Consider the following 22,478-nt stretch of genomic DNA (forward strand, 5'->3'; position numbering starts at 1 on the left):
CATGCAGCACGTCGCAGTCCTCGGTGCCACCGGTTCGATCGGAACGAGCGCGCTCGACGTGATCGCCCGCCACCCTGCGCGCATGCGCGCCAGCGTGCTGGCCGCGGGCACGCAGGTCGACGCGCTGCTCGCGTTGTGCCGCACGCACCGGCCCGACCATGCGGTGATCGCCGATCCGTCGGGTTTCGCGCGCTTGCGCGCGGGCCTGCACGATGCCGGCCTGAAGACGCAGGCGCATGCCGGAGAAGACGCGCTCGATGCGCTCGTCGACAGCGATGCGTGCAGCACCGTCGTCGCCGCCATCGTCGGCGCCGCGGGGTTGCGTTCGACGCTCGCCGCCGCGCGCGCGGGCAAGCGCCTGCTGCTCGCCAACAAGGAATCGCTGGTGCTCGCCGGCGAATTGCTGATGCACGCCGCGAACGCCGCGGGCGCGACCATCGTGCCGATCGACAGCGAACACAACGCAATCTTCCAGTGCCTGCCCGATGCGCACGCGCGCAACGGCCTCAAGCGCATCTGCCTCACCGCCTCGGGCGGCCCGTTCCGCGGATGGGACAGCGAGGCGCTCGAAGACGTCACGCCGGCGCAGGCCGTCGCGCATCCGAAGTGGTCGATGGGGCCGAAGATCTCGGTCGACTCGGCCACGCTGATGAACAAGGGCCTGGAGGTGATCGAAGCGCATCACCTGTTCGGGGTGTCGGCCGACCACATCGATGTACTGGTGCACCCGCAGAGCCTGGTGCATTCGCTGGTGGAATTCGTCGACGGCAGCACGCTCGCGCAATTGGGCTTGCCCGACATGCGCACCGCGCTCGCCGTGGGCCTGGCGTGGCCCGAGCGCGTGGCCTCGGGCGTGGGCGGGCTCGACTTGTTGCAGCACGGCCGCCTGGATTTCGAACCGCCCGACCGCGACGCCTTCCCCTGCCTGGGGCTGGCCTACGAGGCGCTGCGCGCCGGCGGCACCGCGCCTGCGACCCTCAATGCGGCCAATGAAGTGGCGGTTTCAGCCTTTCTTCAGGGCCGGATCGCTTTCCTAGGCATTCCTGCGCTGGTCGGCGAAACCCTCGCCGCCCTGCCGCCCACGCCGGCCGACACGCTCGATACGCTCCGCGAGGCCGACCGCGCCGCGCGGGCGTACGCGCAGGCCGTCGTCAACGCACGTTCGGAAGCTGAGTAATGGAAGCCATCGGTAGCCTGTGGTGGTACATCGTCGCCATCGGCGTGCTCGTGACCTTCCACGAGTTCGGGCACTACTGGGTCGCCAAACGCTGCGGCGTCAAGGTGCTGCGTTTTTCGGTGGGCTTCGGCAAACCGCTGTGGATGCGCCGCAACAAGGAAGGCACCGAGTTCGCCATCGCCGCGATTCCGCTGGGCGGCTACGTCAAGATGCTCGACGAGCGCGAATCCGACGTCGCGCCCGAAGACCTGCATCGCGCCTTCAATCGCCAGTCGCCGTGGCGTCGCATCGCCATCGCCGCCGCAGGGCCCGTCGCCAACGTGCTGTTGTGCGTGTTGTTCCTGTGGGGCGCCTTCGTCGTCGGCCTGAAGGAATACGCGCCCGTGGTCGGGCGTGCCGATGGCCTGGCCGCTGCGGCGGGCCTGCACGCGGGCGATGAAGTGCTGCGCATCGGCGATCGCAGCATCCAGACATGGACCGACGTGCGCTTCGCGCTCGCGCTCGCGGGGCTGGATCGCGAACGCGTGTCGATCGAAGTCCGCAACGCCGGCGGCGAAACGCACACGCGCACCCTCGACCTGACCAAGCTGCCCGCGGATTTCGACGAACTGCAGGCGCCGACGCTCGTCGGCCTCACCGCGCGCTACCAGCTCGAACCGCCGACCGTCGACGACCTCGTGCCCGATTCGCCGGCCTGGGGCGTGCTCGCCGAAAAGGACCGCATCCTCGCCATCGACGGCCAGCCGGTGAACGATTACGCGGACATCGCGCCCGCCGTCCAGGCGCTCGCCGCGCGCGGCGGCCCCGGGATGGTCGAAGTCCTGCGCAAGGAAGGCAATGCCGAGCCCGAACGCAAGGCCTTCCCGCTGACGCCGCGCATGGACAAGGGCGAGGACGGCAAGCCCGTCGCGCGCATCGGCGTGATCCACAAGACCTCGGGGTCGATGCCGGAATTCGATGCCGTCCGCCGCTACGGCCCGATCGACGCCATCCCGATGGCCCTCGTCGAAACCTGGCACAAGGCGCACGATACCGTCGGTTTCATGGGGCGCATGCTGACCGGCAATGCCTCGCTGAAGTACGTTTCGGGCCCCGTCACCACGGCCCGCGCCGCCAATGCGACGGCAAAACTGGGGCTGGCCTGGTTTTTGAACTTCCTCGCCGTCCTGTCGATCTCACTGGCGATCCTCAACCTGCTCCCCATCCCGCTATTGGATGGGGGACACCTGCTGTATTACCTTATCGAATTGGTCAAAGGCAGCCCGCTGAGCGAGCGTACGATGGCTGCCGGGCAGTACGTGGGCCTGGCGCTGCTGGTCGGCCTGATGGGTTTGGCGTTGTTCAACGACGTCTTCTTCCATTAGCCACCGCGCCACCGACACCCTGAAGCGACAACCGCAAGACCCGCCACCGCCGCACCACGGTGGCCCGAACCCCCAACCGGACGTGACGATGACGCGACACCTTTCCCGCCGCCTGCTCGCCCTCGCCCTCGCTTCGGCGATAGCCGCCCCCGCGGCGGCGCAGACGGCCAACCCGTTCGCGCTCCAGCAGCCGCAGGACGCCTCCCCGGCGCCGGGCCCGACGGCCGATCCGGCCGCCTTCACCGTCAGCGACATCCGCATCGAAGGCCTGCAGCGCATCTCCGCGGGCACGGTGTTCACCTACCTGCCCGTCGAGCGCGGCGACCGCCTCGATGCGTCCACCGCCGGCGACGCGATCCGCGCGCTCTACGGCACCGGCTTCTTCGAAGACGTCCGCCTGGATCGCCAGGGCGACATCCTGGTGATCACCGTGGTGGAACGCCCGGCGATCAACAAGCTGACGCTGACCGGCAACAAGGACATCAAGACCGAAGACCTGACCAAGGGCCTGAAGGACATCGGCCTGGCCGAAGGCGAAACCTTCGACCGCCTTTCCCTCGACCGCGTCACGCAGGAACTCAACCGCCAGTACAACAACCGCGGCAAGTACAACGTCGAGATCACGCCGACGGTTTCGCGCCTGGATCGCAACCGCGTCGACGTGGTGATCAACATCAAGGAAGGCAAGGCGGCGAAGATCCAGCACGTCAACTTGGTCGGCAACGAGAAGTTTTCCGACGAGCAGATCACCGACCAGTGGGAATCGCGCGAGCACAACTGGCTCTCGTGGTACCGCCGCGACGACCAGTATTCGCGTGAAAAGCTGTCCGGCGACATGGAAAAGCTCACCAGCTGGTACCTCGACCGCGGCTACGTCGACTTCAGCCTCGACTCCACGCAGGTCGCGATCAGCGCCGACCGCCAGGACATGTTCATCACCGCGGGCCTGACCGAAGGCGACCAGTACAAGATCTCCAGCGTCAAGGTCACCGGCGACACGATCCTCCCGCTGGCCGAGATCGAAAAGATGGTCCCGGTGAAGGCCGGCCAGATCTTCTCCCGCCGCCTGCTGGAATACACCTCCGACGGCATCACCGCGATGCTGGCCAACATCGGTTACGCGTTCGCGCAGGTCAATCCGATCCCGGAAGTCGACAACGAAAAGAAGACCGTCGGCATCAACTTCCAGGTCGTGCCCGGCCCGCGCGTCAACGTGCGCCGCATCGTCTTCAAGGGCAACACGCGCACCGCCGACGAAGTGCTGCGCCGCGAAATGCGCCAGTTCGAAGGCGCGTGGTATTCGCAGGCCGCGGTCGACCGCTCGAAGGTCCGCCTGCAGCGCCTGGGTTACTTCGAAACCGTCGAAGTCGAGAACGTGCCGGTCGCCGGCACCGACGACCAGGTCGACGTGACCTTCACCGTCAAGGAAACCACCTCGGGCAGCTTCATGTTCGGCGTGGGCTATTCGCAGTTGTCGGGCGTCAACCTCTCGGTGCAGCTGCAGGAAAACAACTTCCTCGGCAGCGGCAACCGCGTGTCGATCGCCGCGCAGCAGAGCAGCTACCAGAAGCGCTACGACTTCTCGTTCACCAACCCGTACTTCACCGACGAAGGCATGTCGCTGGGCTACAACCTGTGGTGGCGCGAGTTCGACTACAGCGATTACGGCGTGGCGAACTACTCGACCAACAGCGGCGCCTTTCAGACCTTCCTGGGCCTGCCGATCACCGAGTACGACACCGTCTCGGCGCTGGTCGGCATCGATTCCAACGAGATCCTGCTGTCGGCCGGCACGCCGCTGTCGATCCAGGATTACATCACCGCCATCGGCGCCCGCACCTTCCACGCCTGGCGCACGCAGTTCGGGTATTCGCGCGACACGCGCAACGACTACTTCATGCCCTCGATGGGCAGCTACCACCGCGCCAGCATCGAAATCGCGATGCCCGGTTCCACCGCCGAATACTGGAAGGCCGAATACCAGTATTCGCGCTACTTCCCGCTGATGCCGTCGGTGATCCTGCTCACCGCGGTCAACCTCGGTTACGGCGACAACTACGGCAACGTCACCTATCGCGACCTGTGCCACAACATGACGGTGCCCTGCACCACCGCGTCGGACGACTTCCTGCGCACGGTGAATTCCGACGGCCTGCCTTTCTTCGAACGCTTCTACGCCGGCGGCATCAGCTCGTCGGGCCGCGTGCGCGGCTTCGTCGACAACTCGCTGGGCCCGCGCGAATTCAACGGCTACACCTCGCAGCCGATCGGTGGCGCGCTGAAGACCGTCGGTACCGTGGAACTGGTGTTCCCGAAGCTGTTCGACTCGCCGGCCGCGCGCATCTCGGCGTTCCTGGACTGGGGTAACGTCTTCGCCGACATCAACTCCTTCGAAGCGAGCGAACTGCGCGCCTCGGCCGGCGTCGCGCTGCTGTGGCGCTCGCCGATGGGCCCGCTGTCGATCAGCTACGCCTTGCCGATCCGCTCGAAGGACGCCAATCCGGCGACCTTCTACCCGGGCGACGACATCGAGCGCCTGCAGTTCACCTTCGGCGGGTCGTTCTGACCGCGGCGGCGACGGGACACGACACCATGGGCGCCCCGGCTTTCACCGCTGCAGAACTCGGGGCGCGTTTCGGGCTCGAGGTCGCGGGCGACGCGCAATGCGTCGTTCGCGGCGTATCGACGCTCGCCAACGGGCGGCCCGATTCGCTCGGTTTCCTCGCCAACCCGCGCTATCGCGCGCAACTGTCGACATCGCAGGCCGGTGTCGTCGTCATGCGCGCCGAAGACGCGGAAGGTTTCGCGGGCACCGCGCTGATCGCACGCGATCCCTACGCCGCATTCGCGCGCATCTCCGCATTGTTCGAACCGGTGCCGCAAGTCGCGCCGGGCGTGCATCCCACCGCCGTCGTCGACGGCAGCGCGATCGTCGATCCCTCGGCGCACATCGGCCCGCATGTCGTCGTCGGTGCGCGCAGCCGCGTGGAGGCCGGCGCGACGCTCGGCCCCGGTTGCATCGTCGGCGAGGATTGCGTCGTCGGCGAAGGCTGCGAGCTCATCGCACGCGTCACGCTGGTGACGCGCGTGCGCCTGGGCAAGCGCGTCCGCCTCCATCCCGGCGCGGTGCTCGGCGCCGACGGCTTCGGCCTGGCGATGGATGCCGGCCACTGGTTGAAAGTGCCGCAGCTCGGCGGCGTGGTGATCGGCGACGATTGCGAGATCGGCGCCAACACCACCATCGACCGCGGCGCGCTGGAAGACACGATCCTCGAAGAAGACGTGCGCCTGGACAACCAGATCCAGGTCGGCCACAACGTCGTGATCGGCGCGCACACGGCGATGGCCGGATGCGCGGCGATCGCCGGCAGCGCGAAGGTCGGCCGCTACTGCCTCATCGGCGGCGGCGCCGGCATCCTCGGGCACCTGGAACTGTGCGACCGCGTGATCGTCACCGCGATGAGCCTGGTCACCCATTCCATCCGCGAGCCCGGCGAGTACTCCTCGGGCACGCCGATCATGGACAATCGCAGCTGGCGCAAGAGCGCCGCGCGGTTCAAGCAACTCGATGCACTGGCCCGCCGCGTGGCGGCCCCGGACAAGGATTGAAGACGATGGACGTGCAACTCCCCCTCGACGTGGTCGCGCTGCAGAAGCTGCTGCCGCACCGCTACCCGTTCCTGCTGGTCGATCGCGTCACCGAGTTCGAAGCGAACAAGCGCATCCTCGGCATCAAGAACGTCACGATCAACGAACCCTTCTTCCAGGGCCATTTCCCCGGCCACCCGGTGATGCCCGGCGTGCTGGTGATCGAAGCCCTCGCGCAGACCGGCGGCATCCTGACCCAGCTCACGCACCAGGCCGCGGCCACCGACAAGCTGTTCTACCTGGTCAAGATCGACAACGCGAAGTTCAGCCGCATGGTCGTGCCGGGCGATCGCCTGGAGCTGCACGTCGAACTCAAGCGCACGATCCGCAACATGGCGCTCTACCAGGGCATCGCGCGCGTGGACGGCGAACAGGTCGCGTGCGCCGAAATCCTGTGCGCCGAGGTCAAGGGCTGAGCCCATGACCGCGCAGGTGCATCCCACCGCGGTGGTCGATGCCGGCGCGCGCCTGGGCGAAGGCGTGCGCATCGGCCCGTTCTGCGTCATCGGCGCGGACGTCGAGATCGGTCAGGGCACCATCGTCGGCCCGCACTGCACGGTCAGCGGGCCCGCGCGCATCGGCCGCAACAACCATTTCCACGGGCACGCGGCCATCGGCGGCGACCCGCAGGACAAGAAGTTCGCCGGCGAGCGCACCGAACTGGTGATCGGCGACGACAACGTCGTGCGCGAATTCGTCACCATCAGCCGCGGCACCGGCACCGGCGGCCACGTCACGCGCATCGGCAACGGCAACTGGCTGCTCGCCTACGTGCACGTCGCGCACGATTGCATCATCGGCGATGGCTGCGTGTTCTCGAACAACGCCACGCTCGCCGGCCATGTCGAAGTCGGCAACCAGGTGATCCTCAGCGGCTTCGTCGGCGTGCATCAGTTCTGCCGCATCGGCGACCACGCGTTCATCGGCATGGGGGCCTTCGTCAACGGCGATGTCCCGCCCTTCCTGATGGTCGCGCAGGAAAGCTACGGCCGCCCGCGCGGCATCAATTCCGAAGGCCTCAAGCGCCGCGGCTTCGATGCCACGCGCGTGTCGGCGATCAAGCGCGCCTATCGCGCGCTGTACGTTTCGGGCGCCAAGCTCGAAGAAGCGCTCGATCAACTGCGCGAAATGGCGAACGACAGCGACGATGTCCGCGCGATGGTCGAGTTCATCGGCCGTGGCGAACGCCACCTGCTGCGCTGACGCATGACGGCGCGGCGCCTCCGGATCGGCCTGGTCGCGGGGGAAACCTCGGGCGACCAACTCGGCGCAGGGCTGATGCAAGCGCTGCGTGCGCGTTTCCCCGATGCCGAATTCGCCGGCATCGGCGGCGACAACATGCGCGCGGCCGGTTTCGATGCGTGGCATGACGCCTCCGAGCTGGCGGTGTTCGGCCTGGCCGAAGTGCTCGCCCACCTGCCCCGCTTGTTGCGCGTGCGCCGCGCGCTGCGCGAACGGATGCTGGCGTGGAAACCCGACGTATTCGTCGGCATCGACGCGCCCGACTTCAACCTCGGCGTGGAGAAGTGGCTGAAGCAGCGCGGCATCCGCACGGTGCACGACGTCAGCCCGTCGCTCTGGGCCTGGCGGCAATCGCGCGCGGCGAAGATCGGACAGAGTGCCGACCGCGTGCTGTGCCTGTTCCCGATGGAGCCGCCGATTTATGCGCAGCACGGCGTCGATGCGCGCTACATCGGTCACCCGCTCGCCGATGCACTGCCCCTGGAACCCGACCGCAACGCAGCGCGCGAAGCGCTGGGCATCGCGCAGGATGCGCGCGTACTCGCGGTGCTGCCCGGTTCGCGCCTGGGCGAAATCCACCGCCTCGCGCCGACCTTCTTCGCGGCCGCGGCGCAATTGTCCGCCACGTTGCCTGATCTGCAGATCCTCGTACCCGCGGCCAACGCGGCGTGCCGGCGCGCGATCGAAGCCGCGCTGCCCGCCGAGCTTGCGCACGTGACCGTGCTCGACGGCCAGGCGCAGCGCGCGATGATCGCCGGCGATGCGGTCCTGCTCGCCTCCGGCACCGCCGCGCTCGAAGCGATGCTCTGCAAGCGGCCGATGGTCGTGGCCTATCGCCTCGCGCCGCTGACGCACGCCATCGTGCGCACCTTCGGCCTGCTCAAGGTGCAGCACGTGTCGCTGCCGAACGTGCTGGCGGGCGAAGCGCTCGTCCCCGAGCTCCTGCAGGACGATTGCACGCCCGACAAGCTCGCCGCCGCCCTGCGCCCGCTGCTCTGCACTCCGGAACCCGGACTGGTCCTGCAGGCCCGCTTCCGCGAGCTCCACCTCGCGCTGCGCCGCGATGCGTCCGCGCGCGCCGCCGACGCCATCGCCGAACTGCTCGACGCGCCCGCCCCGCTTGCGTGAATGCGTCGGTGCATCGCACAGTCCCGCGCGCCATGTCGTTCGAACCCGCCACCGCCGACCCCACTGCCCCGCCCGCGCGCTTCGCCGGCGTGGACGAAGCCGGCCGCGGGCCGCTCGCAGGACCCGTGGTCGTCGCCGCGGTGGTTTTCCCGCCGGGCCGCACGCCAATCAACGGCCTGAACGATTCCAAGCAACTCAACGCGCAACGACGCGAAGAACTGTACGAACGCATCGTCGAGCGCGCGATCGCCTACAAGATCGTGCACGTGCAAGTCGAAGACATCGACCGCCTCAACATCTTCCACGCCACGATGCTCGGCATGCGCCTGGCCGTGGAAGGCGTGCTCCACGCCTGCGAATACGCACGCATCGACGGCAACGCGATCCCGAAGGGCCTGTCGTGCCGCGCCGAAGCCCTGATCGGCGGCGATGCGAGCGACCGCGCGATCATGGCCGCTTCGATCCTCGCAAAGGTCACGCGCGACCGGCACATGGTCGAACTGCATCGCCAATGGCCGCTTTACGGCTTCGACGAGCACAAGGGCTATTCCACGCCGCAACACCTGGCGGCCCTGCGCACGCACGGTCCGTGCCCGCAGCATCGGCGTAGTTTCACGCGCGTGCGGGATGTGTTGCAGGGGAATTTGTTGCCGCTCGTCGAATCGACGGTCGAAGACTGACTACGGCGAAATCACTGCTTCGCCGCGGAATTTCCGCCTAGCGGGTTCGGTGAAATAACGCTGCGGGAGATCGTCGGAGTCCAGCAGACCCGGTCGGAGCGTCTTTCGTATGTTGCTGTCGCCGCACCCGAGCGGCGACGCGACTATCGAAGGAGCACCGAATGCAAACTGCCAACGCCTTGAGCCTCAGCGACATCACGCTGGCCGACCTCCAAGCCGGAGCGGGAGTCGCCTCTCTGATGGATGTCCTGCTGCCGGTCGATACGTCGTCGACGAAGCCGCAGATGATCGTGAGCGACTGTTGCTCGTCGAACAATTACGACGAGCGGTGAAGTTGATTCCTTGACCCCGGACAATGCCGCCGAGCAGTTGGCGGCGCTCGCAGCCAAATGCGAGCGCCGTCGGTTGCTCATTGCCCCCTCCACGACGGCAACGCGCGCGCTCACGGACCTGTGGCGTTCGCAAGCGTGCGGGCATTTGGCGTTCGTTGCTCCACTCTGGGGCAAGCCAGTCGCGGAACTCCTTCGAGACCTCGATGCAGGCGCTCCACCTGACGTCATCGTGGTCTTCTCCGACCAACTGACCTCCGCGATCGATGCTCCGGTGCGCGTAGTTATGGGCGCCGACGACACTTTTCTCCCTGCCCTCGAAATACGCCTCGCCCAGGATTTCGATTACGAGATCTGGGCTTGGTCGGCGGATGGCTTCGTGCGCATCGACCAGGAGGCCTGCAGCATTCTCGGAGCACTGCTCGCCCTGCACGCCGCCTGCGAAGGTCGGAGCAAGGACTGGCTCGCCCGCGATGCGCAGTTCGAACGGCAGCCGAGCCATCGAAGCATTGACGCAAGGCAGCGCGTTCGCCTCCTGCAATCCGCGCTGATGGCGGCTGCGGCGGAGGGTCGAATTCGCATCGATGCCTATCGGGCCGTCCTTGCCCGACTCGAACAGCTTCATCGATCTCCGGCACTCAGGAAGATGTCGTGATCTGGCCCAAGTTGGTCTCTGCCACCTCTTTGCTTTGCAGATTCGACGTTCGGTTTGCAAGGCTGGAGCGCGCACTCCAACTGCATTTGTCCGATCCCGACGTTGCCGCTATACGCGCCAGCGGGCGCCGATCACCGGCTCGACTCGGTGCCTATTACCACTGGTATCTGCAGAAGGCGCTCGTCGCTCGCTCGGCACAAACCGCGACCCCGGGCGCAATGCAGCATCTACTGGATCGCATCGATCGTACCAATTACACCGCGCTCCATGGATTGACGGATCTTTCGAGGGGGCTGCTGGTCTGCATCCCTCACCATGGCCACTATGTACTTTCCATGCTTGGATTGCTCCGGCAGTTCCGCAATCGAGAAAGGCTGGTGTTCTACAGCGCACCCGCTGCCCGCCCGGGGAATGCGCTGTTCGATGATCTGCATCGACGCCTCGGCGACGATCATGGCCAATTCCGGGTTGTCCACGACACAACCAGAGGTCTGGCGGACGTCGTGCGGGGATTGAAGCGCGGCGCAGTCGTTTTCCTGATGCCCGACGCAACACGAGCGGCAAGTTCACCTTTCCTGATTCCCTTCGCGGGTCGCCAGATGCCGGTGATGCTGGGGCCGGCCGTACTGGCACGCAGGACAGGTGCCCGCGTACTTCCGGCCGTGTCGCGAGTCGAAATCGGACGCCCCGAGTTTCGAACCGTTTTCTCCGCGCCGATGGAGTACGGACCCTTTGTTGCCGGCGATGACGCCACGCAGGACGAGCAGTTCAACGACTACACCTTCGTCCTGGAGCTGTTCCGGAAGATCGAATGCGCCATGGAGGATCAGTACATCCACTGGCAGCACGTCCGGTCGCATTTCGCCCAAAGCGCTGTCTTCCCCTCGCTCGACGCACGGTCCGGTCGCACGGCCATCAAGGCCTTTTTCAGAGATCCGCGAATGCGGGCTGCGTTCCGCAAACCCATTGTCCTGGAGCCACCATGATCCGACTCGCATTGGCTATCCTCCTCACATCGCTCGCGCCGCTGGCGCACGCGACCGACCGCACCACCCACACCGTGCTGCACACCGTCGAAGTCCGCGCGGCCGCCGGGCCTCCCCTCTGGAAATACGTTCGCGGCGACAGGACGCTTTGGGTCGTCGGCGACCTTGGCGTCGTTCGCAAGGGCACAAAGATCAATGAAACTGCGATTCGCGCGCGCGTCGTGGAATCGGGAGCGGTGCTCGGGCGCCAGGGCCTCGTCGTCGGGGACAACATCGGGATCTTCCGCACGCTGACCTTGTGGCCTGCGATCCGGAAGGTGCGCTTCAATGCCGATGGCGCGCGCCTGGCGGACCTGCTGCCGCTGGATGTGCACGCACGCTGGATGGATGCGAAAACCCGCTACGTCGGCCGCGACGATGGCATGGAGCGGTTGCGCCCCATGTACGCTGCGTTCGAACTGTACCGGGCGGGCCTCGAAACGCATGGCCTTTCGAACGACGACCTCGCGGGATCCATCGTCAGCGACGCTGCGAAAGCGCGCAACGTTCCCATCGTCGACGTCCGCGCACGCATGCCGATCGACGACGCGCGCAAGGCAGTCCGAACCTTCGATGTCCCGCGCGAACAGGACATCGCGTGCCTGTCCGACACGTTGTCGCGGATCGACGCGTGGTTGCCCGCGGCGCAGGCCCTTGCCGATGCGTGGGCCGTGGGCGACGTCAACGCGGCACGCGAAGTCCGATCGAAGGCACCGGTGCAAGCCTGCTGGTCGACGCTGACCAACGCGGCCATCGCGCGAAGCCAGGGCATCGCGGATCTGGAAGCCCACGTGCACGACGCATGGCGCGAAGGTCTTCGCAAGGCGACGGCGCAGCACGCTGTCGTTTTCGCCTCGATTCCGCTTCGCGACGCGCTCGATGGCACCGGTCTGGCGCGAGTCCTTCTCGACGAGGGCTTCCATTTGGATACCGCGTCGGAGTGACGCCCGTTTGCGATCGCCTGTTGGCCCTCACCGCATCGCTCGCGATCACGGTGTTTGCCCTGGCTTGGCTGATGGCGTGGAAGCCCACGCAACCGACGATCGTGGCCGATTCGACGGCGCTGCAAGTCGCTTGGCTCCCGCGAGCGAAGCCAACGCCGTCCATCGAAAGCACGCATCGCGGCACCGCCCGGCCTGCCGCGCCGAAACGAAAGCCATCGGATGCCGCGCGCGTCGTGAAACGAACGTCCGAACCGATCTCATCCGTACCGGCGGCGCCGCTCAACCTCCGGCTTCCCGAGACCGCGCCGGTTTCCTTCGCGCCCAATCCCCTTCGGCCTCGGCCAGCATCGCTGACCGTCGACCACCTGCCGCGCTTCCAAATGCGCGAAGCCTCTTTGGAGGGAAGCAGCACCGCGCGCGATTGCGCCGAACTGCGGGCCGCCCTGGCGAAAGCGGCGAACGCCGAAGTGATCCTGCGTTCCATGCACGCGCGCGGCTGCGCGTTGTGACAGCGTCGGTGAAACCTCGACTCAGTGCGACGTCGGCGACTGCGTCGGATCGTCGTGCCCGTCGGCCACCTTCTCGGGCTGCACCATGAACCGATAGCCGCGGCCGTGCAGGGTCTGGATGTAGCGCGGGTTGGACGCATCGTCCCCCAGCGCGCGCCGCAACTGGGCCACGATGCGATTGAGCACGCTCGGCGTGACGTGGCGATGGCCCCAGACGGTATCGAGCAGGCGTTCGCGCTCGATCGCCTCGCCCGCGTGCGACAGCAATTGCAGGAGCACCGCGTGCGCCTTGGGTTCCACGCCGATCATCCGGTCGCCGCGACGCACGCCGATCGGGCGCGCGCGCACCTCGACGTCGTCGAACTTGTAGACCTGCCCGGGGTCGCGAAAGGAGTCCTGCATCGATTGGCCCAACGGGCAAACCCGCACATCCCGGCTACCGCCGGTCGGGACGTTCGGCACCCCGACTTCCCGGCCGAGACATCCGGCATGCAACGGAGGAGACTCTGGACGCATCCAATCGGGATCGGGGCCCCGGAACCGAACCGCTTCGGCCACCGTCCCACCTTTCGGTCGCGCGCCGCGCCGGCCGGCGCACGCAACCTTCGGAAAAGCCGGTACGGGAGGTGCGCCATGCGTCTATCCGCCCCCACCATCACCGACGAACCCCTGCCGATGCATTTCGGCACCGATTCCGGCGACGGCCCCGCGATCCGGCCCGAGGCGGTCGTCCAGTTCGATGCCCTGCTCCACGAGCTCTATCCCGATGCGGTGCGCGTCGACGCCGACCGCGTGCGCAACCTGTGCGTCTGGCTGGCCTCGATGCCCGCCCAGGCCGCGCAGGACGTGCTCGATCGCCGCCTGCGCCGCATCGAGGAGCTGCGGGCGATGCTCAGCGACGACTGCTGGGACCCGCCCGACGCCCTGCGCGCGCGGCTGGCCAAGCTGATCGGCTACCTGGACGAGGATGAAGACCTCATCCCCGACCGCGAGCCGCTGCTCGGCAAGCTCGACGACGTGCTGTTGCTCGAACTGGCGTGGCCTGCGTTCGCATCGGAGGCCGAGGATTACCGCGACTTCTGCGCCTATCGCTCGGAGACCGCGGTGGCCGGCACCGGCGACCAGCAACGCGCCGCGTGGATCCGCGACCGCCTGGCCGAGATCCAGTTGTGGCAGCACAACATGCGCGTGAACGCGAGCCACTACAGCCATCGCGGGCATGCGGAGGCGCCGTTCCGGGTCGGCAATTGATCGCCCACCTGCAGGCTTGCGTGTCAATTCTTGTGCCACGCCAGTCAGGCCCCTAACCTGCCGGGACGCCTTCGAACGTCCCGGCATGCCCGCATTCGCCCACCTCCACCTGCACAGCGAGTATTCGCTGGTCGATTCGACCATCCGCATCGCGGACCTGGTCGGCCGCTGCGTGGCGCAGGGGCAGCCGGCGGTGGCGATCACCGACCAGAACAACCTGTTCGCGCTGGTGAAGTTCTACAAGGCGGCCGAGAGCGCGGGCATCAAGCCGATCGCCGGCGCCGACCTGTTGCTCGCGCACGGCGACGAAGCCCCCACGCGCATGACGGTGTTGTGCCGCGATCGCGATGGTTACCTGAGCCTGTCGCGCCTGCTCACGCGCGCGTGGATGGAAGGCCATCGCAACGACGGTGTCGTCGTGCGCCCGCAATGGCTGGAGGAAGCGAACAACGGCTTGTTCCTGCTCGCCGGCCGCCACAGCGAAGCCGGGCGCCTGGCGCTCGCAGGCAAACACGAACTCGCCGAACAATGGCTCGCGCAGTGGCAGCAGGCCACGGGCGAGCGCCTGCACCTGGAACTCACGCGCACCGCGCGCGAACACGAAGACGCATTCAACGCCTTCGCGCTGCATGCATCCTCGCGCCGCGGCGTGCCGATCATTGCGACCAACGACGCGCGCTTCCTCGACGAAAACGGCTTCGACGCGCACGAAGCACGCGTGTGCATCGCCACCGGTCGCGTACTCGACGATCCCAAGCGCCCGAAGGACTACAGCCCCGAGCAGTACGTGAAGTCCTCCGAGCAGATGTCGGCGTTGTTCACCGACCTGCCCGACGCGCTCGACAACGCGATCGCGCTCGCCACGCGCTGCAATCTGGAATTGCGCCTGGGCACGTATTACCTGCCCGCCTTCCCGGTGCCCGACGACGAAACGCTGGACAGCTGGATGCGCGTGCAGGCGCGCGAGGGCCTGACCAAGCGCCTGGAGAAGGCGCCCATCGCCGCCGGCCACACGCGCGAGTCGTATTTCGAACGCCTCGAGATCGAACTCGACGTCATCATCAAGATGGGCTTCCCCGGCTACTTCCTGATCGTGGCCGACTTCATCAACTGGGCGAAGGACCACGGCATTCCCGTGGGCCCGGGGCGCGGTTCAGGTGCCGGTTCGCTGGTCGCGTGGGCGCTGGGCATCACCGACCTGGATCCGATTCCCTACGACCTGCTGTTCGAGCGCTTCCTCAACCCCGAACGCGTGTCGATGCCCGACTTCGACATCGACTTCTGCATGGACCGGCGCGACGAGGTGATCGATTACGTCGCCGCCAAATACGGCCGCGACCGCGTCAGCCAGATCATCACCTACGGCACGATGGCCGCGAAGGCCGTGGTGCGCGACACCGGCCGCGTGCTCGGCCATCCCTACGGTTTCGTCGACGGCATCGCCAAGCTGATCCCGCTCACGCTGGGCGTGAGCCTGGACGATGCGCTGGGCGAATCCGACGCCGCGCGCAAGAACCCGGAACTCGCATCGGCCGAACTGATGCAGCGCAACGCGGCCGAGGACGATGTCCGCGACCTGCTCTCGCTCGCGCGCGACCTGGAAGACCTCACGCGCAACGCCGGCAAGCACGCTGGCGGCGTGGTGATCGCGCCCAGCCCGCTGTCCGACTTCTGCCCGCTGTTCGCCGAACACGACGAAGGCGGCCGCGGCCGCAATCCCGTCACCCAGTTCGACAAGGACGACGTCGAAACCATCGGCCTGGTGAAGTTCGACTTCCTCGGCCTGCGCACGCTGACGATCATCGATTGGGCGGTGAAGGCGATCAACCTGCGCCGCGCGGTCGCCGGCGAAGCGCCGCTCGACATCACCGCGCTCGCACTCGAAGACAAACCGACCTACGAACTGTTCGCGCGCGGCGACACCGTCGCGGTGTTCCAGTTCGAATCGCGCGGCATGCGCGAACTGCTCAAGCGCGCCAAGCCCGACACCTTCGAAGACATCATCGCGCTCGCTGCGTTGTTCCGCCCCGGCCCGCTGGGCTCGGGGATGGACCGCGACTGGGTGGACCGCAAACACGGCAACGCCGAAGTCAGTTATCCGCATCCGCTGCTGGAATCCGTGCTCGCGCCGACCTACGGCGTGATCGTGTACCAGGAACAGGTGATGCAGATCGCGCAGGTGCTGGCGGGCTATTCGCTCGGCGGCGCCGACCTGCTGCGCCGCGCCATGGGCAAGAAGAAGCCCGAGGAAATGGCGAAGGAGCGCGTCAAGTTCGAAGCCGGCGCGGCGGCCAACAACGTCGACGCGCGCGTGGCCTCGTCGATCTTCGACTTGATGGAGAAGTTCGCCGAGTACGGCTTCAACAAGTCGCACTCGGCCGCCTATGCGCTGGTCGCCTACCAGACGGCGTGGTTGAAGGTGCATTACCCCGCCGAATTCATGGCGGCGGTGTTGTCCTCGGACATGGACAACACGGACAAGGTCGTCGGCTTCCTCGACGAAGCGCGCACCTTGTCGCTCCAGGTGTTGCCGCCCGACGTCAACGCGTCGGTGTACATGTTCGAAGCGATCGATCCGAAAACCATCCGCTACGGCCTGGGCGCGGTGAAAGGCGTCGGCCGCGGCGTGTGCGAGGCGATCGCCGAAGAGCGCGAGCGCAACGGCGTGTTCGTCGACCTGCTCGATTTCTGCAAGCGCGTGGAAGGCTCCAAGCTCAATCGCCGCGCGCTCGAAGCGCTGGTCAACGCCGGTGCGCTCGATGCACTCGGCCGCAACCGCGCCTCGCTGATGCTGCAGTTGCCTGAAGTGCTGAAGGCCACCGACCAGCTCGCGCGCGAACGCGAAGCCGGCCAGGTATCGCTGTTCGGCGCGATGCCCGAAGCACCCGCACTGCACCTGTCGCTGCCCGAATCCGAGGAATGGTCGCTGCTGCAGAAGCTGCAGGGCGAGCGCGAGACGCTCGGCCACTATCTCAGCGGCCATCCACTCGATCCGTATCGCGAGGAACTGCGCGGCCTGGTCGGCCACGACCTCAGCGACCTGGACCGGATGTGGAGCGAGCGCCCGGACGAAGAACGCAAGGGCTGGCGCCCGGAAATGGCGGTGGTGATCGCCGGCCAGGTGATCGGCCTGCGCAAGCGCGGCGACAGCCAGGCCTTCGTGCAACTCGAAGACGGGCGCGGCCGCATCGAATGCGCGTTCTTCGCCGAGGCGTATTACAACTTCGCGCAGTTGCTGACGCGCGACCGCATCCTGGTGATCGAAGGCGGCCTGCGCGAAGACGAATTCAGCGGCGGCTTCTCGCTGCGTGCGAAGCGTTGCTGGGATTTCTCGCAAGTGTGCAGCCAGTACGCGCAACGCCTGTCGGTGAAACTCGACCTGCGGCAGAAGGATGCGCTCGCGCATTTCGAACGCGCCCTGCATCCCTATCTGCCCGGCGCCACGCCGATGCTGCTCGAAGCGATCACCGCAACCGCGGTCGGGCGCCTGAGCATCAATGGGGGCCAGGGCGTGCGCGCCGATGCCGGATTGCCCGGCGTGTTGCGCAGCATTCCCGGCGTGCGCACAGTGCGCCTGGCATTGGCGAAACCCTGGGCTTCGTCCTGACGGATTTGCCCGAAGGGACAATTGAAAGCATCGCGCCTGCGCGTTCGACTGCCGGTCTCCCCGAGTCGATCCTGCCATGGCCTCTTCCGCGCAAAGCGCAGCACCGCGACGCTCCCTGACCGACCGTTTCCTGCGCGTCGTCGAAGTCGGCGGCAACGCACTCCCGCATCCGGCGACCCTGTTCGCCTTGCTCACGCTCTGCGTCATCGTCGCCTCGTCGCTCGCGACGTGGTTGGATCTGTCCGCCGCGCATCCTTCCACCGGCGAAACGATCCGCCCCGTCGACCTGCTCTCGCGCGAGGGCCTGCATCGCCTGCTCACCGGCCTGGTGCCGAACTTCACCGGCTTCGCGCCGCTCGGTGCGGTGCTGGTCTCGCTGATCGGCATTGGTGTCGCGGAACATTCGGGCTTGATCGGTGCGGCCTTGCGCCGGCTCGTATTCGCGGCGCCGCGCTGGGCGCTCACGCCGGTCGTCGTGTTCGCGGGCGTGATGTCGAACATGGCCAGCGAAATCGGCTACGTGCTGCTGATCCCGCTCGCGGGGCTGATGTTCAAGGGCGCGGGCCGGCATCCGATCGTCGGCATGGCGGCGGCCTTCGCGGGCGTGTCGGGTGGGTTTTCGGCGAACCTGCTGTTGGGCTCGATTGATCCGTTGTTGTCCGGCCTGTCGCAGGAAGCCGCCCGCCTCGTCGATCCCGCTTACACCGTCAGCGCGGCGGCCAACTGGTATTTCATGATGGCCTCGACGGGGCTCGTCGTCGGCGTCGCGACGTGGGTCACCGAACGCCATGTCGCGCCGCGATTCGACACCACTTCCGATGTCGACGATACGGCCGACACGATCGCGCCGCCCGATGCGAACGAACGCCGCGGCCTGCGCTGGGCGTTGTACGCAACGCTCGCGCTGAGTGCGCTGATCGCATGGGGCGTCCTGCCGGCCGACGGCCTGTTGCGCAACACGCAAACCGGCGGCGTGCTCGATTCCCCTTTCCTGCGCGGCATCGTCGGGATCATCTTCGCCTACGGCGTGGTCTCCGGCATCGCCTATGGCCTGGGCGCGCGCACGCTGCGCAGCGATGCCGACGTGATCCGCGGCATGGGCGCGAGCATGGCGGCGCTCGGGCCCTATATCGCGCTGGTGTTCTTCATGGCGCAGTTCGTCGCGTGTTTCCAGTGGACGAACCTGGGGTTGATCCTCGCGGTCAAACTCGCGGGCGTGTTGCAGACCTTGCAATTGCCGGCGATTCCCCTGTTCCTGGGCCTGATCGCGATCACCGCGGTCGCCAATCTCTTCCTAGGTTCGGCCTCCGCGAAGTGGGCGCTGATGGCGCCGATCTTCGTGCCGATGTTCATGCTGCTCGGCTACGCGCCGGAGATGGTGCAGGCCGGCTACCGCATCGGCGATTCGGTGACCAACATCATCTCGCCGATGATGAGCTACTTCGCGCTGATCATTGCCTTCTTCCAACGTTACGAACCCAAGGCGGGGCTGGGAACGCTGGTGTCGACGATGCTGCCCTATTCGATCGCGCTGGGGATCGCGTGGTCGGTGCTGTTCGCGGTGTGGATCGCACTGGGTTGGCCCGTCGGGCCGGGCGCGCCACTGGTCTATCCGAACTAGCGCAGCGTGACTCGCCAATCGACGCGCGCGCCTGCCACGCGCTGCGTGCGCAACGTTCCGTCGGGGCGGTGCGCGATGACATCGATCGCCGACCACCAGGGCCGGAACGCCTTGTTCGACGGCCATGCCTCGACGATGAGCGCCTCGCCCTCGACGTGGCAATGCATTTCGATCCGCAAATACGTGCCGCGCCGATACGCCAGCGAGGCGCCATCGTCGTCGTACAACGTGCCATCGCACGGCGTGCCGGCCTCCGGCCACCACACATGCACTTCCAGCGGGCCCTCCGGCTTCTGCGCCGTGTGCTGCACCACCGGCTGCATCGGCACGATCGCACCGGCGTGCACGAGCACCGGCACGTCGCGCGGTGCGGGATCAAAGGTCACCATGCCGGTGTAACGCTTGCCATCGCGCAATCCGTACCATGCGCCCGCCGGCAATTGCACGACATGCGGATCCAGGCGCTCGGTGACCACAGGTGCGATCAACAGATCGCGACCGAAGAGGAAGTCGCGATCGCTTCCTGCAGCGCCCGGATACTCGAACCACACCGGTCGCGTGATCGGCGCCCCCGTGCGCGCGTTTTCCTCCGCCGCCGTGTACAGATAGGGCAGCAAGCGATAGCGCTGTTCGATCGCCGCACGTCGGAGCGCTTCCTGCTCGGGTCCATCGACCCAGGCTTCGTGATCGCGCGTGTCGGTCGCCGCGTGGTTGCGGAAGACCGGTTGCCACGCGCCCAGTTGGTACCACCGCGTCAGCAGATCCGCGGGCGGTGAACCGATGAACCCACCGACGTCGTCGCCCGCCAGCGCCATGCCCGACAAGCCCAGGCTCAGGATGTTCGGCACGCCCTGCGCGAGGTGCTGCCAGTCGGCGGTGTTGTCGCCGGTCCAGGTCGCGGCGTAACGCTGCGTGCCTGCATATGCGGCGCGCGTGAGGACGAAGGGGCGCTGGTCGGGCTGGAGCTTCAACAAGCCTTCGTACGTCGCGCGCGCATTGAGCATGCCGTAGGCGTTGTGGAGTTGCGCATGCGTGCGTGTCGTGCCGTCGTCGAGGCGATGCACCACATCGTCCGGCAGGGTGCCGCCGGGGCCGTCGAACACCGACGGCTCGTTCATGTCGTTCCAGAAGCCGGCCGCGCCCATGCGCACGAAGTCGGTGTACAAGCTGCCCCACCAATCGCGCACCTGCGCGCGCGTGAAATCGGGAAACACGCTGTCGCCGGGCCACACCTTGCCGACGAAATCCTCGCCGTCGCGTTTGACGAACGCATCGATGGCCTTGCCGCTTTCGTAGGGCGCGTAGTGCGCCTGTTTCGCGATGTGCAGGTCGGTGATCAGCACGGTGTGGAACCCGTCCTTGCGCAGATCGCCCAGCATCCCTTCGAAATCCGGGAAGGCCTTGCGATCGACGGTGAAGGGCTTGTTCGCGTCCTGGAAACCGATGTCGAGCCAGATCGCATCGGCGGGGATGCGTTTGTCGCGCAGGGTCTTGGCGACTTCGCGCACGCGCGCTTCGGGCAGGTAGGTGTAACGCGATTGCTGGAAGCCGAGCGCCCACTTCGGCGGCAAGGGCGTGCGACCGGTGAGTGCGGTATAGCGTTGCAGCACCTCGCGCGGCGTCGGGCCATCGATGAGATACCAATCGATCGCGCCTTCGGCGACGCTGAAGGACAGGACATCCGGTTCGGTCTTGCCGACGTCGACCGTCATGCGTTGTGTGTTGTCGACGAAAACGCCGAACGCGTGGCCCGCATGTTCGATCAGCACGAAGGGAATGGATTTGTACAAGGGGTCGCGCGCGGCATCCCACGCATAGGCGTCGGTGTTCCAGAGCGTGAACACGCGCCCGCGACGATCCATCGGGCCGGCCTTGTCGCCCAGGCCGTACACGTGGTCGCCCGGTTGCAGCGAAAGAAGCAGGCGATGCGGGCCGGTTTTCGCCGTCAAAGAGTGCTGCGTCGTGTCGCGGCCGGCGACGAAGGTCATCGTGCAATCGGTATCGACGCCGCCGCGGCGCAGGTCGGACCCCCGCAAGGCCTCGTCCACGTCCTGCACCGCCCAGGTGGTGGCCGCAGTGCGCGAGGCGGGCGGAATCCGCAGGATGCCCGACGCCACTTCCTTCACCGGGGGCGACTGACGACAGGCCTGCGCCGAACCGGCGAAGGCCAACAAGCCCAACACCAACCACCCGCGCCAATCCCCTGCCATGCCCGCCCCCATTCCCGAATCCGTGAAGCATACCCATCCGCACCCCTGCGTACGGTCCGGGGCCGTGGGCTACACTCCCCCACCTTGCCTTCACCTGGCCGCCCCGCGTCGCCAATGAACCCGAATTACCTCGATTTCGAGCAGCCCATCGCCGACCTGGAAGCGAAGATCCAGGAACTCCGCCACGCCAGCCACGGCCCGGCGGTCAACATCGACGCCGAAGTCCACGCACTGCAGGACAAGCTGCGCATGCGCACGGCGCAGATCTTCCGCGACCTGTCGTCGTGGCAGATCTCGCAGCTCGCGCGCCACCCCGCGCGGCCTTACACGCTCGATTACGTGCGCGTGATGTGCGACGAGTTCGAAGAACTCGCCGGCGACCGCGCCTTCGCCAACGACAACGCCATCGTCGGCGGCCTTGCGCGCATCGACGGCCGGCCGGTCGTGATCATCGGCCATGAAAAAGGCCGCGACACCAAGGCCAAGATCCGCCGCAACTTCGGCATGCCCAAGCCCGAGGGTTATCGCAAGGCGCTGCGCCTGATGAAGCTCGCCGAGCGTTTCGGCCTGCCGATCCTGACCTTCATCGACACCGCCGGCGCCTGGCCGGGTATCGATGCCGAGGAACGCGGCCAGTCCGAAGCCATCGCGCGCAACCTGCTGGAGATGTCGGAGCTCAAGGTGCCGATCATCTGCACGGTGATCGGCGAAGGCGGCTCCGGCGGCGCGCTCGCCATCGGCGTGGGCGATCGCACGCTGATGCTCGAATACGGCACCTACTCGGTCATCACGCCCGAAGGCTGCGCCTCGATCCTGTGGAAGACCGCGGAGAAGGCGAAGGACGCGGCCGAACAACTCGGCATGACCGCCAAGCGCCTGAAGGAACTCGGCCTGATCGACAAGATCGTGCGCGAGCCCATCGGCGGCGCGCATCGCAATCCGCGCCAGATGGCCACGCGCCTGAAGGCGGTGCTGGTGAACGAACTCGACGCGCTGGCCGGGGTGCCGGTCGACGAACTGGTCGAACGCCGTTACCAGCGCCTGCGGTCCTACGGGGCCTACGAAGTCGTCTGACGGCGACGGTCGCA

General features: G+C 66.9%; 18 protein-coding genes and 1 pseudogene. 17 read left to right on the top strand and 2 right to left on the bottom strand.

The window, feature by feature from the left end; all coding sequences use genetic code 11:
- Nucleotide 1: 1 nt before the first annotated feature.
- The 13 genes and pseudogenes from AB4059_RS04320 to AB4059_RS04380 all read left to right on the top strand — a co-directional run bounded on the left by AB4059_RS04320 (nt 2) and on the right by AB4059_RS04380 (nt 12,701).
- Entirely contained in the window at nt 2-1,177 is a 1,176-nt protein-coding gene (locus tag AB4059_RS04320) for a 1-deoxy-D-xylulose-5-phosphate reductoisomerase (protein WP_498976919.1), read from the top strand.
- Entirely contained in the window at nt 1,177-2,541 is a 1,365-nt protein-coding gene (rseP, locus tag AB4059_RS04325) for an RIP metalloprotease RseP (RefSeq protein WP_498976921.1), read from the top strand. Before AB4059_RS04320 ends, rseP begins: the two co-directional genes overlap by 1 nt.
- Before the next feature lie 88 nt (nt 2,542-2,629).
- Nucleotides 2,630-5,107: an outer membrane protein assembly factor BamA gene (gene bamA / locus AB4059_RS04330; protein ID WP_498976923.1), complete on the top strand. Its 2,478-nt coding sequence runs from the start codon at nt 2,630-2,632 to the stop codon at nt 5,105-5,107.
- Nucleotides 5,108-5,133: 26 nt separating this feature from the next.
- The gene (gene lpxD, locus AB4059_RS04335) at nt 5,134-6,150 is read left to right on the top strand and encodes a UDP-3-O-(3-hydroxymyristoyl)glucosamine N-acyltransferase (RefSeq protein ID WP_498976925.1); all 1,017 of its coding nucleotides are present in this window, start codon (nt 5,134-5,136) and stop codon (nt 6,148-6,150) included.
- A gap of 5 nt (nt 6,151-6,155) precedes the next feature.
- On the top strand, nt 6,156-6,605 hold the full coding sequence (gene fabZ / locus AB4059_RS04340) for a 3-hydroxyacyl-ACP dehydratase FabZ (RefSeq protein WP_498961345.1): 450 nt from the start codon (nt 6,156-6,158) through the stop codon (nt 6,603-6,605).
- A 4-nt stretch (nt 6,606-6,609) separates the two neighbouring features.
- Complete coding sequence (lpxA, locus tag AB4059_RS04345) at nt 6,610-7,392, top strand: acyl-ACP--UDP-N-acetylglucosamine O-acyltransferase (RefSeq protein WP_498976927.1); 783 nt, start codon at nt 6,610-6,612, stop codon at nt 7,390-7,392.
- A 3-nt stretch (nt 7,393-7,395) separates the two neighbouring features.
- The gene (lpxB, locus tag AB4059_RS04350; protein ID WP_498976928.1) at nt 7,396-8,559 is read left to right on the top strand and encodes a lipid-A-disaccharide synthase; all 1,164 of its coding nucleotides are present in this window, start codon (nt 7,396-7,398) and stop codon (nt 8,557-8,559) included.
- An 83-nt stretch (nt 8,560-8,642) separates the two neighbouring features.
- Nucleotides 8,643-9,239 (top strand): annotated as a pseudogene (rnhB, locus tag AB4059_RS04355) (ribonuclease HII); the annotation flags it as partial.
- Between the two features lie 161 nt (nt 9,240-9,400).
- On the top strand, nt 9,401-9,571 hold the full coding sequence (locus AB4059_RS04360) for a hypothetical protein (RefSeq protein ID WP_498976929.1): 171 nt from the start codon (nt 9,401-9,403) through the stop codon (nt 9,569-9,571).
- 10 nt (nt 9,572-9,581) lie between these two features.
- The gene (locus AB4059_RS04365; protein WP_498976930.1) at nt 9,582-10,223 is read left to right on the top strand and encodes a hypothetical protein; all 642 of its coding nucleotides are present in this window, start codon (nt 9,582-9,584) and stop codon (nt 10,221-10,223) included.
- Nucleotides 10,220-11,209, top strand: coding sequence for an LpxL/LpxP family acyltransferase (locus tag AB4059_RS04370; protein ID WP_498976931.1), 990 nt, complete (start codon nt 10,220-10,222; stop codon nt 11,207-11,209). Before AB4059_RS04365 ends, AB4059_RS04370 begins: the two co-directional genes overlap by 4 nt.
- The gene (locus tag AB4059_RS04375) at nt 11,206-12,192 is read left to right on the top strand and encodes a TraB/GumN family protein (RefSeq protein ID WP_498976932.1); all 987 of its coding nucleotides are present in this window, start codon (nt 11,206-11,208) and stop codon (nt 12,190-12,192) included. Before AB4059_RS04370 ends, AB4059_RS04375 begins: the two co-directional genes overlap by 4 nt.
- 20 nt (nt 12,193-12,212) lie before the next feature.
- Nucleotides 12,213-12,701 carry a hypothetical protein gene (locus AB4059_RS04380; protein WP_498976933.1) on the top strand — a complete coding sequence of 163 codons (489 nt, stop codon included), beginning with the start codon at nt 12,213-12,215 and terminating at the stop codon, nt 12,699-12,701.
- Between the two features lie 21 nt (nt 12,702-12,722).
- Here the strand turns inward: AB4059_RS04380 and AB4059_RS04385 are convergent, their stop codons facing one another.
- Nucleotides 12,723-13,103 carry a winged helix-turn-helix domain-containing protein gene (locus tag AB4059_RS04385; RefSeq protein WP_498976935.1) on the bottom strand — a complete coding sequence of 127 codons (381 nt, stop codon included), beginning with the start codon at nt 13,101-13,103 and terminating at the stop codon, nt 12,723-12,725.
- A 231-nt stretch (nt 13,104-13,334) separates the two neighbouring features.
- On the opposite strand from AB4059_RS04385, the gene AB4059_RS04390 reads away from it, so the two are divergent.
- From AB4059_RS04390 to AB4059_RS04400, 3 genes are all read left to right on the top strand, one after another.
- Nucleotides 13,335-13,952 (top strand): hypothetical protein, encoded by a 618-nt coding sequence (locus AB4059_RS04390; protein ID WP_498976936.1) that lies wholly within the window; start codon nt 13,335-13,337, stop codon nt 13,950-13,952.
- A gap of 85 nt (nt 13,953-14,037) precedes the next feature.
- The gene (gene dnaE, locus AB4059_RS04395) at nt 14,038-17,559 is read left to right on the top strand and encodes a DNA polymerase III subunit alpha (RefSeq protein ID WP_498976938.1); all 3,522 of its coding nucleotides are present in this window, start codon (nt 14,038-14,040) and stop codon (nt 17,557-17,559) included.
- Between the two features lie 76 nt (nt 17,560-17,635).
- Nucleotides 17,636-19,180: an AbgT family transporter gene (locus AB4059_RS04400; RefSeq protein ID WP_498976940.1), complete on the top strand. Its 1,545-nt coding sequence runs from the start codon at nt 17,636-17,638 to the stop codon at nt 19,178-19,180.
- Here AB4059_RS04400 and AB4059_RS04405 read toward each other — a convergent pair.
- On the bottom strand, nt 19,177-21,402 hold the full coding sequence (locus AB4059_RS04405) for a glycoside hydrolase family 31 protein (RefSeq protein ID WP_498976942.1): 2,226 nt from the start codon (nt 21,400-21,402) through the stop codon (nt 19,177-19,179). The two genes, AB4059_RS04400 and AB4059_RS04405, sit on opposite strands and share 4 nt — an antisense overlap.
- Before the next feature lie 102 nt (nt 21,403-21,504).
- Here AB4059_RS04405 and AB4059_RS04410 point away from each other — a divergent pair, with 102 nt between their 5' ends.
- On the top strand, nt 21,505-22,464 hold the full coding sequence (locus AB4059_RS04410) for an acetyl-CoA carboxylase carboxyltransferase subunit alpha (protein ID WP_498976944.1): 960 nt from the start codon (nt 21,505-21,507) through the stop codon (nt 22,462-22,464).
- Nucleotides 22,465-22,478: the final 14 nt, after the last annotated feature.

The organism is Lysobacter sp. 2RAF19 (assembly GCF_052115395.1).
Taxonomy (GTDB): Bacteria; Pseudomonadota; Gammaproteobacteria; order Xanthomonadales; family Xanthomonadaceae; genus Noviluteimonas.

What these genes read in the sequence shown, in the direction of transcription:
- AB4059_RS04320 (WP_498976919.1), top strand. Translation starts at nt 2, where the DNA reads ATGCAGCACGTCGCAGTCCTCGGTGCCACCGGTTCGATCGGAACGAGC.
- rseP (WP_498976921.1), top strand. Translation starts at nt 1,177, where the DNA reads ATGGAAGCCATCGGTAGCCTGTGGTGGTACATCGTCGCCATCGGCGTG.
- bamA (WP_498976923.1), top strand. Translation starts at nt 2,630, where the DNA reads ATGACGCGACACCTTTCCCGCCGCCTGCTCGCCCTCGCCCTCGCTTCG.
- lpxD (WP_498976925.1), top strand. Translation starts at nt 5,134, where the DNA reads ATGGGCGCCCCGGCTTTCACCGCTGCAGAACTCGGGGCGCGTTTCGGG.
- fabZ (WP_498961345.1), top strand. Translation starts at nt 6,156, where the DNA reads ATGGACGTGCAACTCCCCCTCGACGTGGTCGCGCTGCAGAAGCTGCTG.
- lpxA (WP_498976927.1), top strand. Translation starts at nt 6,610, where the DNA reads ATGACCGCGCAGGTGCATCCCACCGCGGTGGTCGATGCCGGCGCGCGC.
- lpxB (WP_498976928.1), top strand. Translation starts at nt 7,396, where the DNA reads ATGACGGCGCGGCGCCTCCGGATCGGCCTGGTCGCGGGGGAAACCTCG.
- AB4059_RS04360 (WP_498976929.1), top strand. Translation starts at nt 9,401, where the DNA reads ATGCAAACTGCCAACGCCTTGAGCCTCAGCGACATCACGCTGGCCGAC.
- AB4059_RS04375 (WP_498976932.1), top strand. Translation starts at nt 11,206, where the DNA reads ATGATCCGACTCGCATTGGCTATCCTCCTCACATCGCTCGCGCCGCTG.
- AB4059_RS04385 (WP_498976935.1), bottom strand. Translation starts at nt 13,103, where the DNA reads ATGCAGGACTCCTTTCGCGACCCCGGGCAGGTCTACAAGTTCGACGAC.
- AB4059_RS04390 (WP_498976936.1), top strand. Translation starts at nt 13,335, where the DNA reads ATGCGTCTATCCGCCCCCACCATCACCGACGAACCCCTGCCGATGCAT.
- dnaE (WP_498976938.1), top strand. Translation starts at nt 14,038, where the DNA reads ATGCCCGCATTCGCCCACCTCCACCTGCACAGCGAGTATTCGCTGGTC.
- AB4059_RS04400 (WP_498976940.1), top strand. Translation starts at nt 17,636, where the DNA reads ATGGCCTCTTCCGCGCAAAGCGCAGCACCGCGACGCTCCCTGACCGAC.
- AB4059_RS04405 (WP_498976942.1), bottom strand. Translation starts at nt 21,402, where the DNA reads ATGGGGGCGGGCATGGCAGGGGATTGGCGCGGGTGGTTGGTGTTGGGC.
- AB4059_RS04410 (WP_498976944.1), top strand. Translation starts at nt 21,505, where the DNA reads ATGAACCCGAATTACCTCGATTTCGAGCAGCCCATCGCCGACCTGGAA.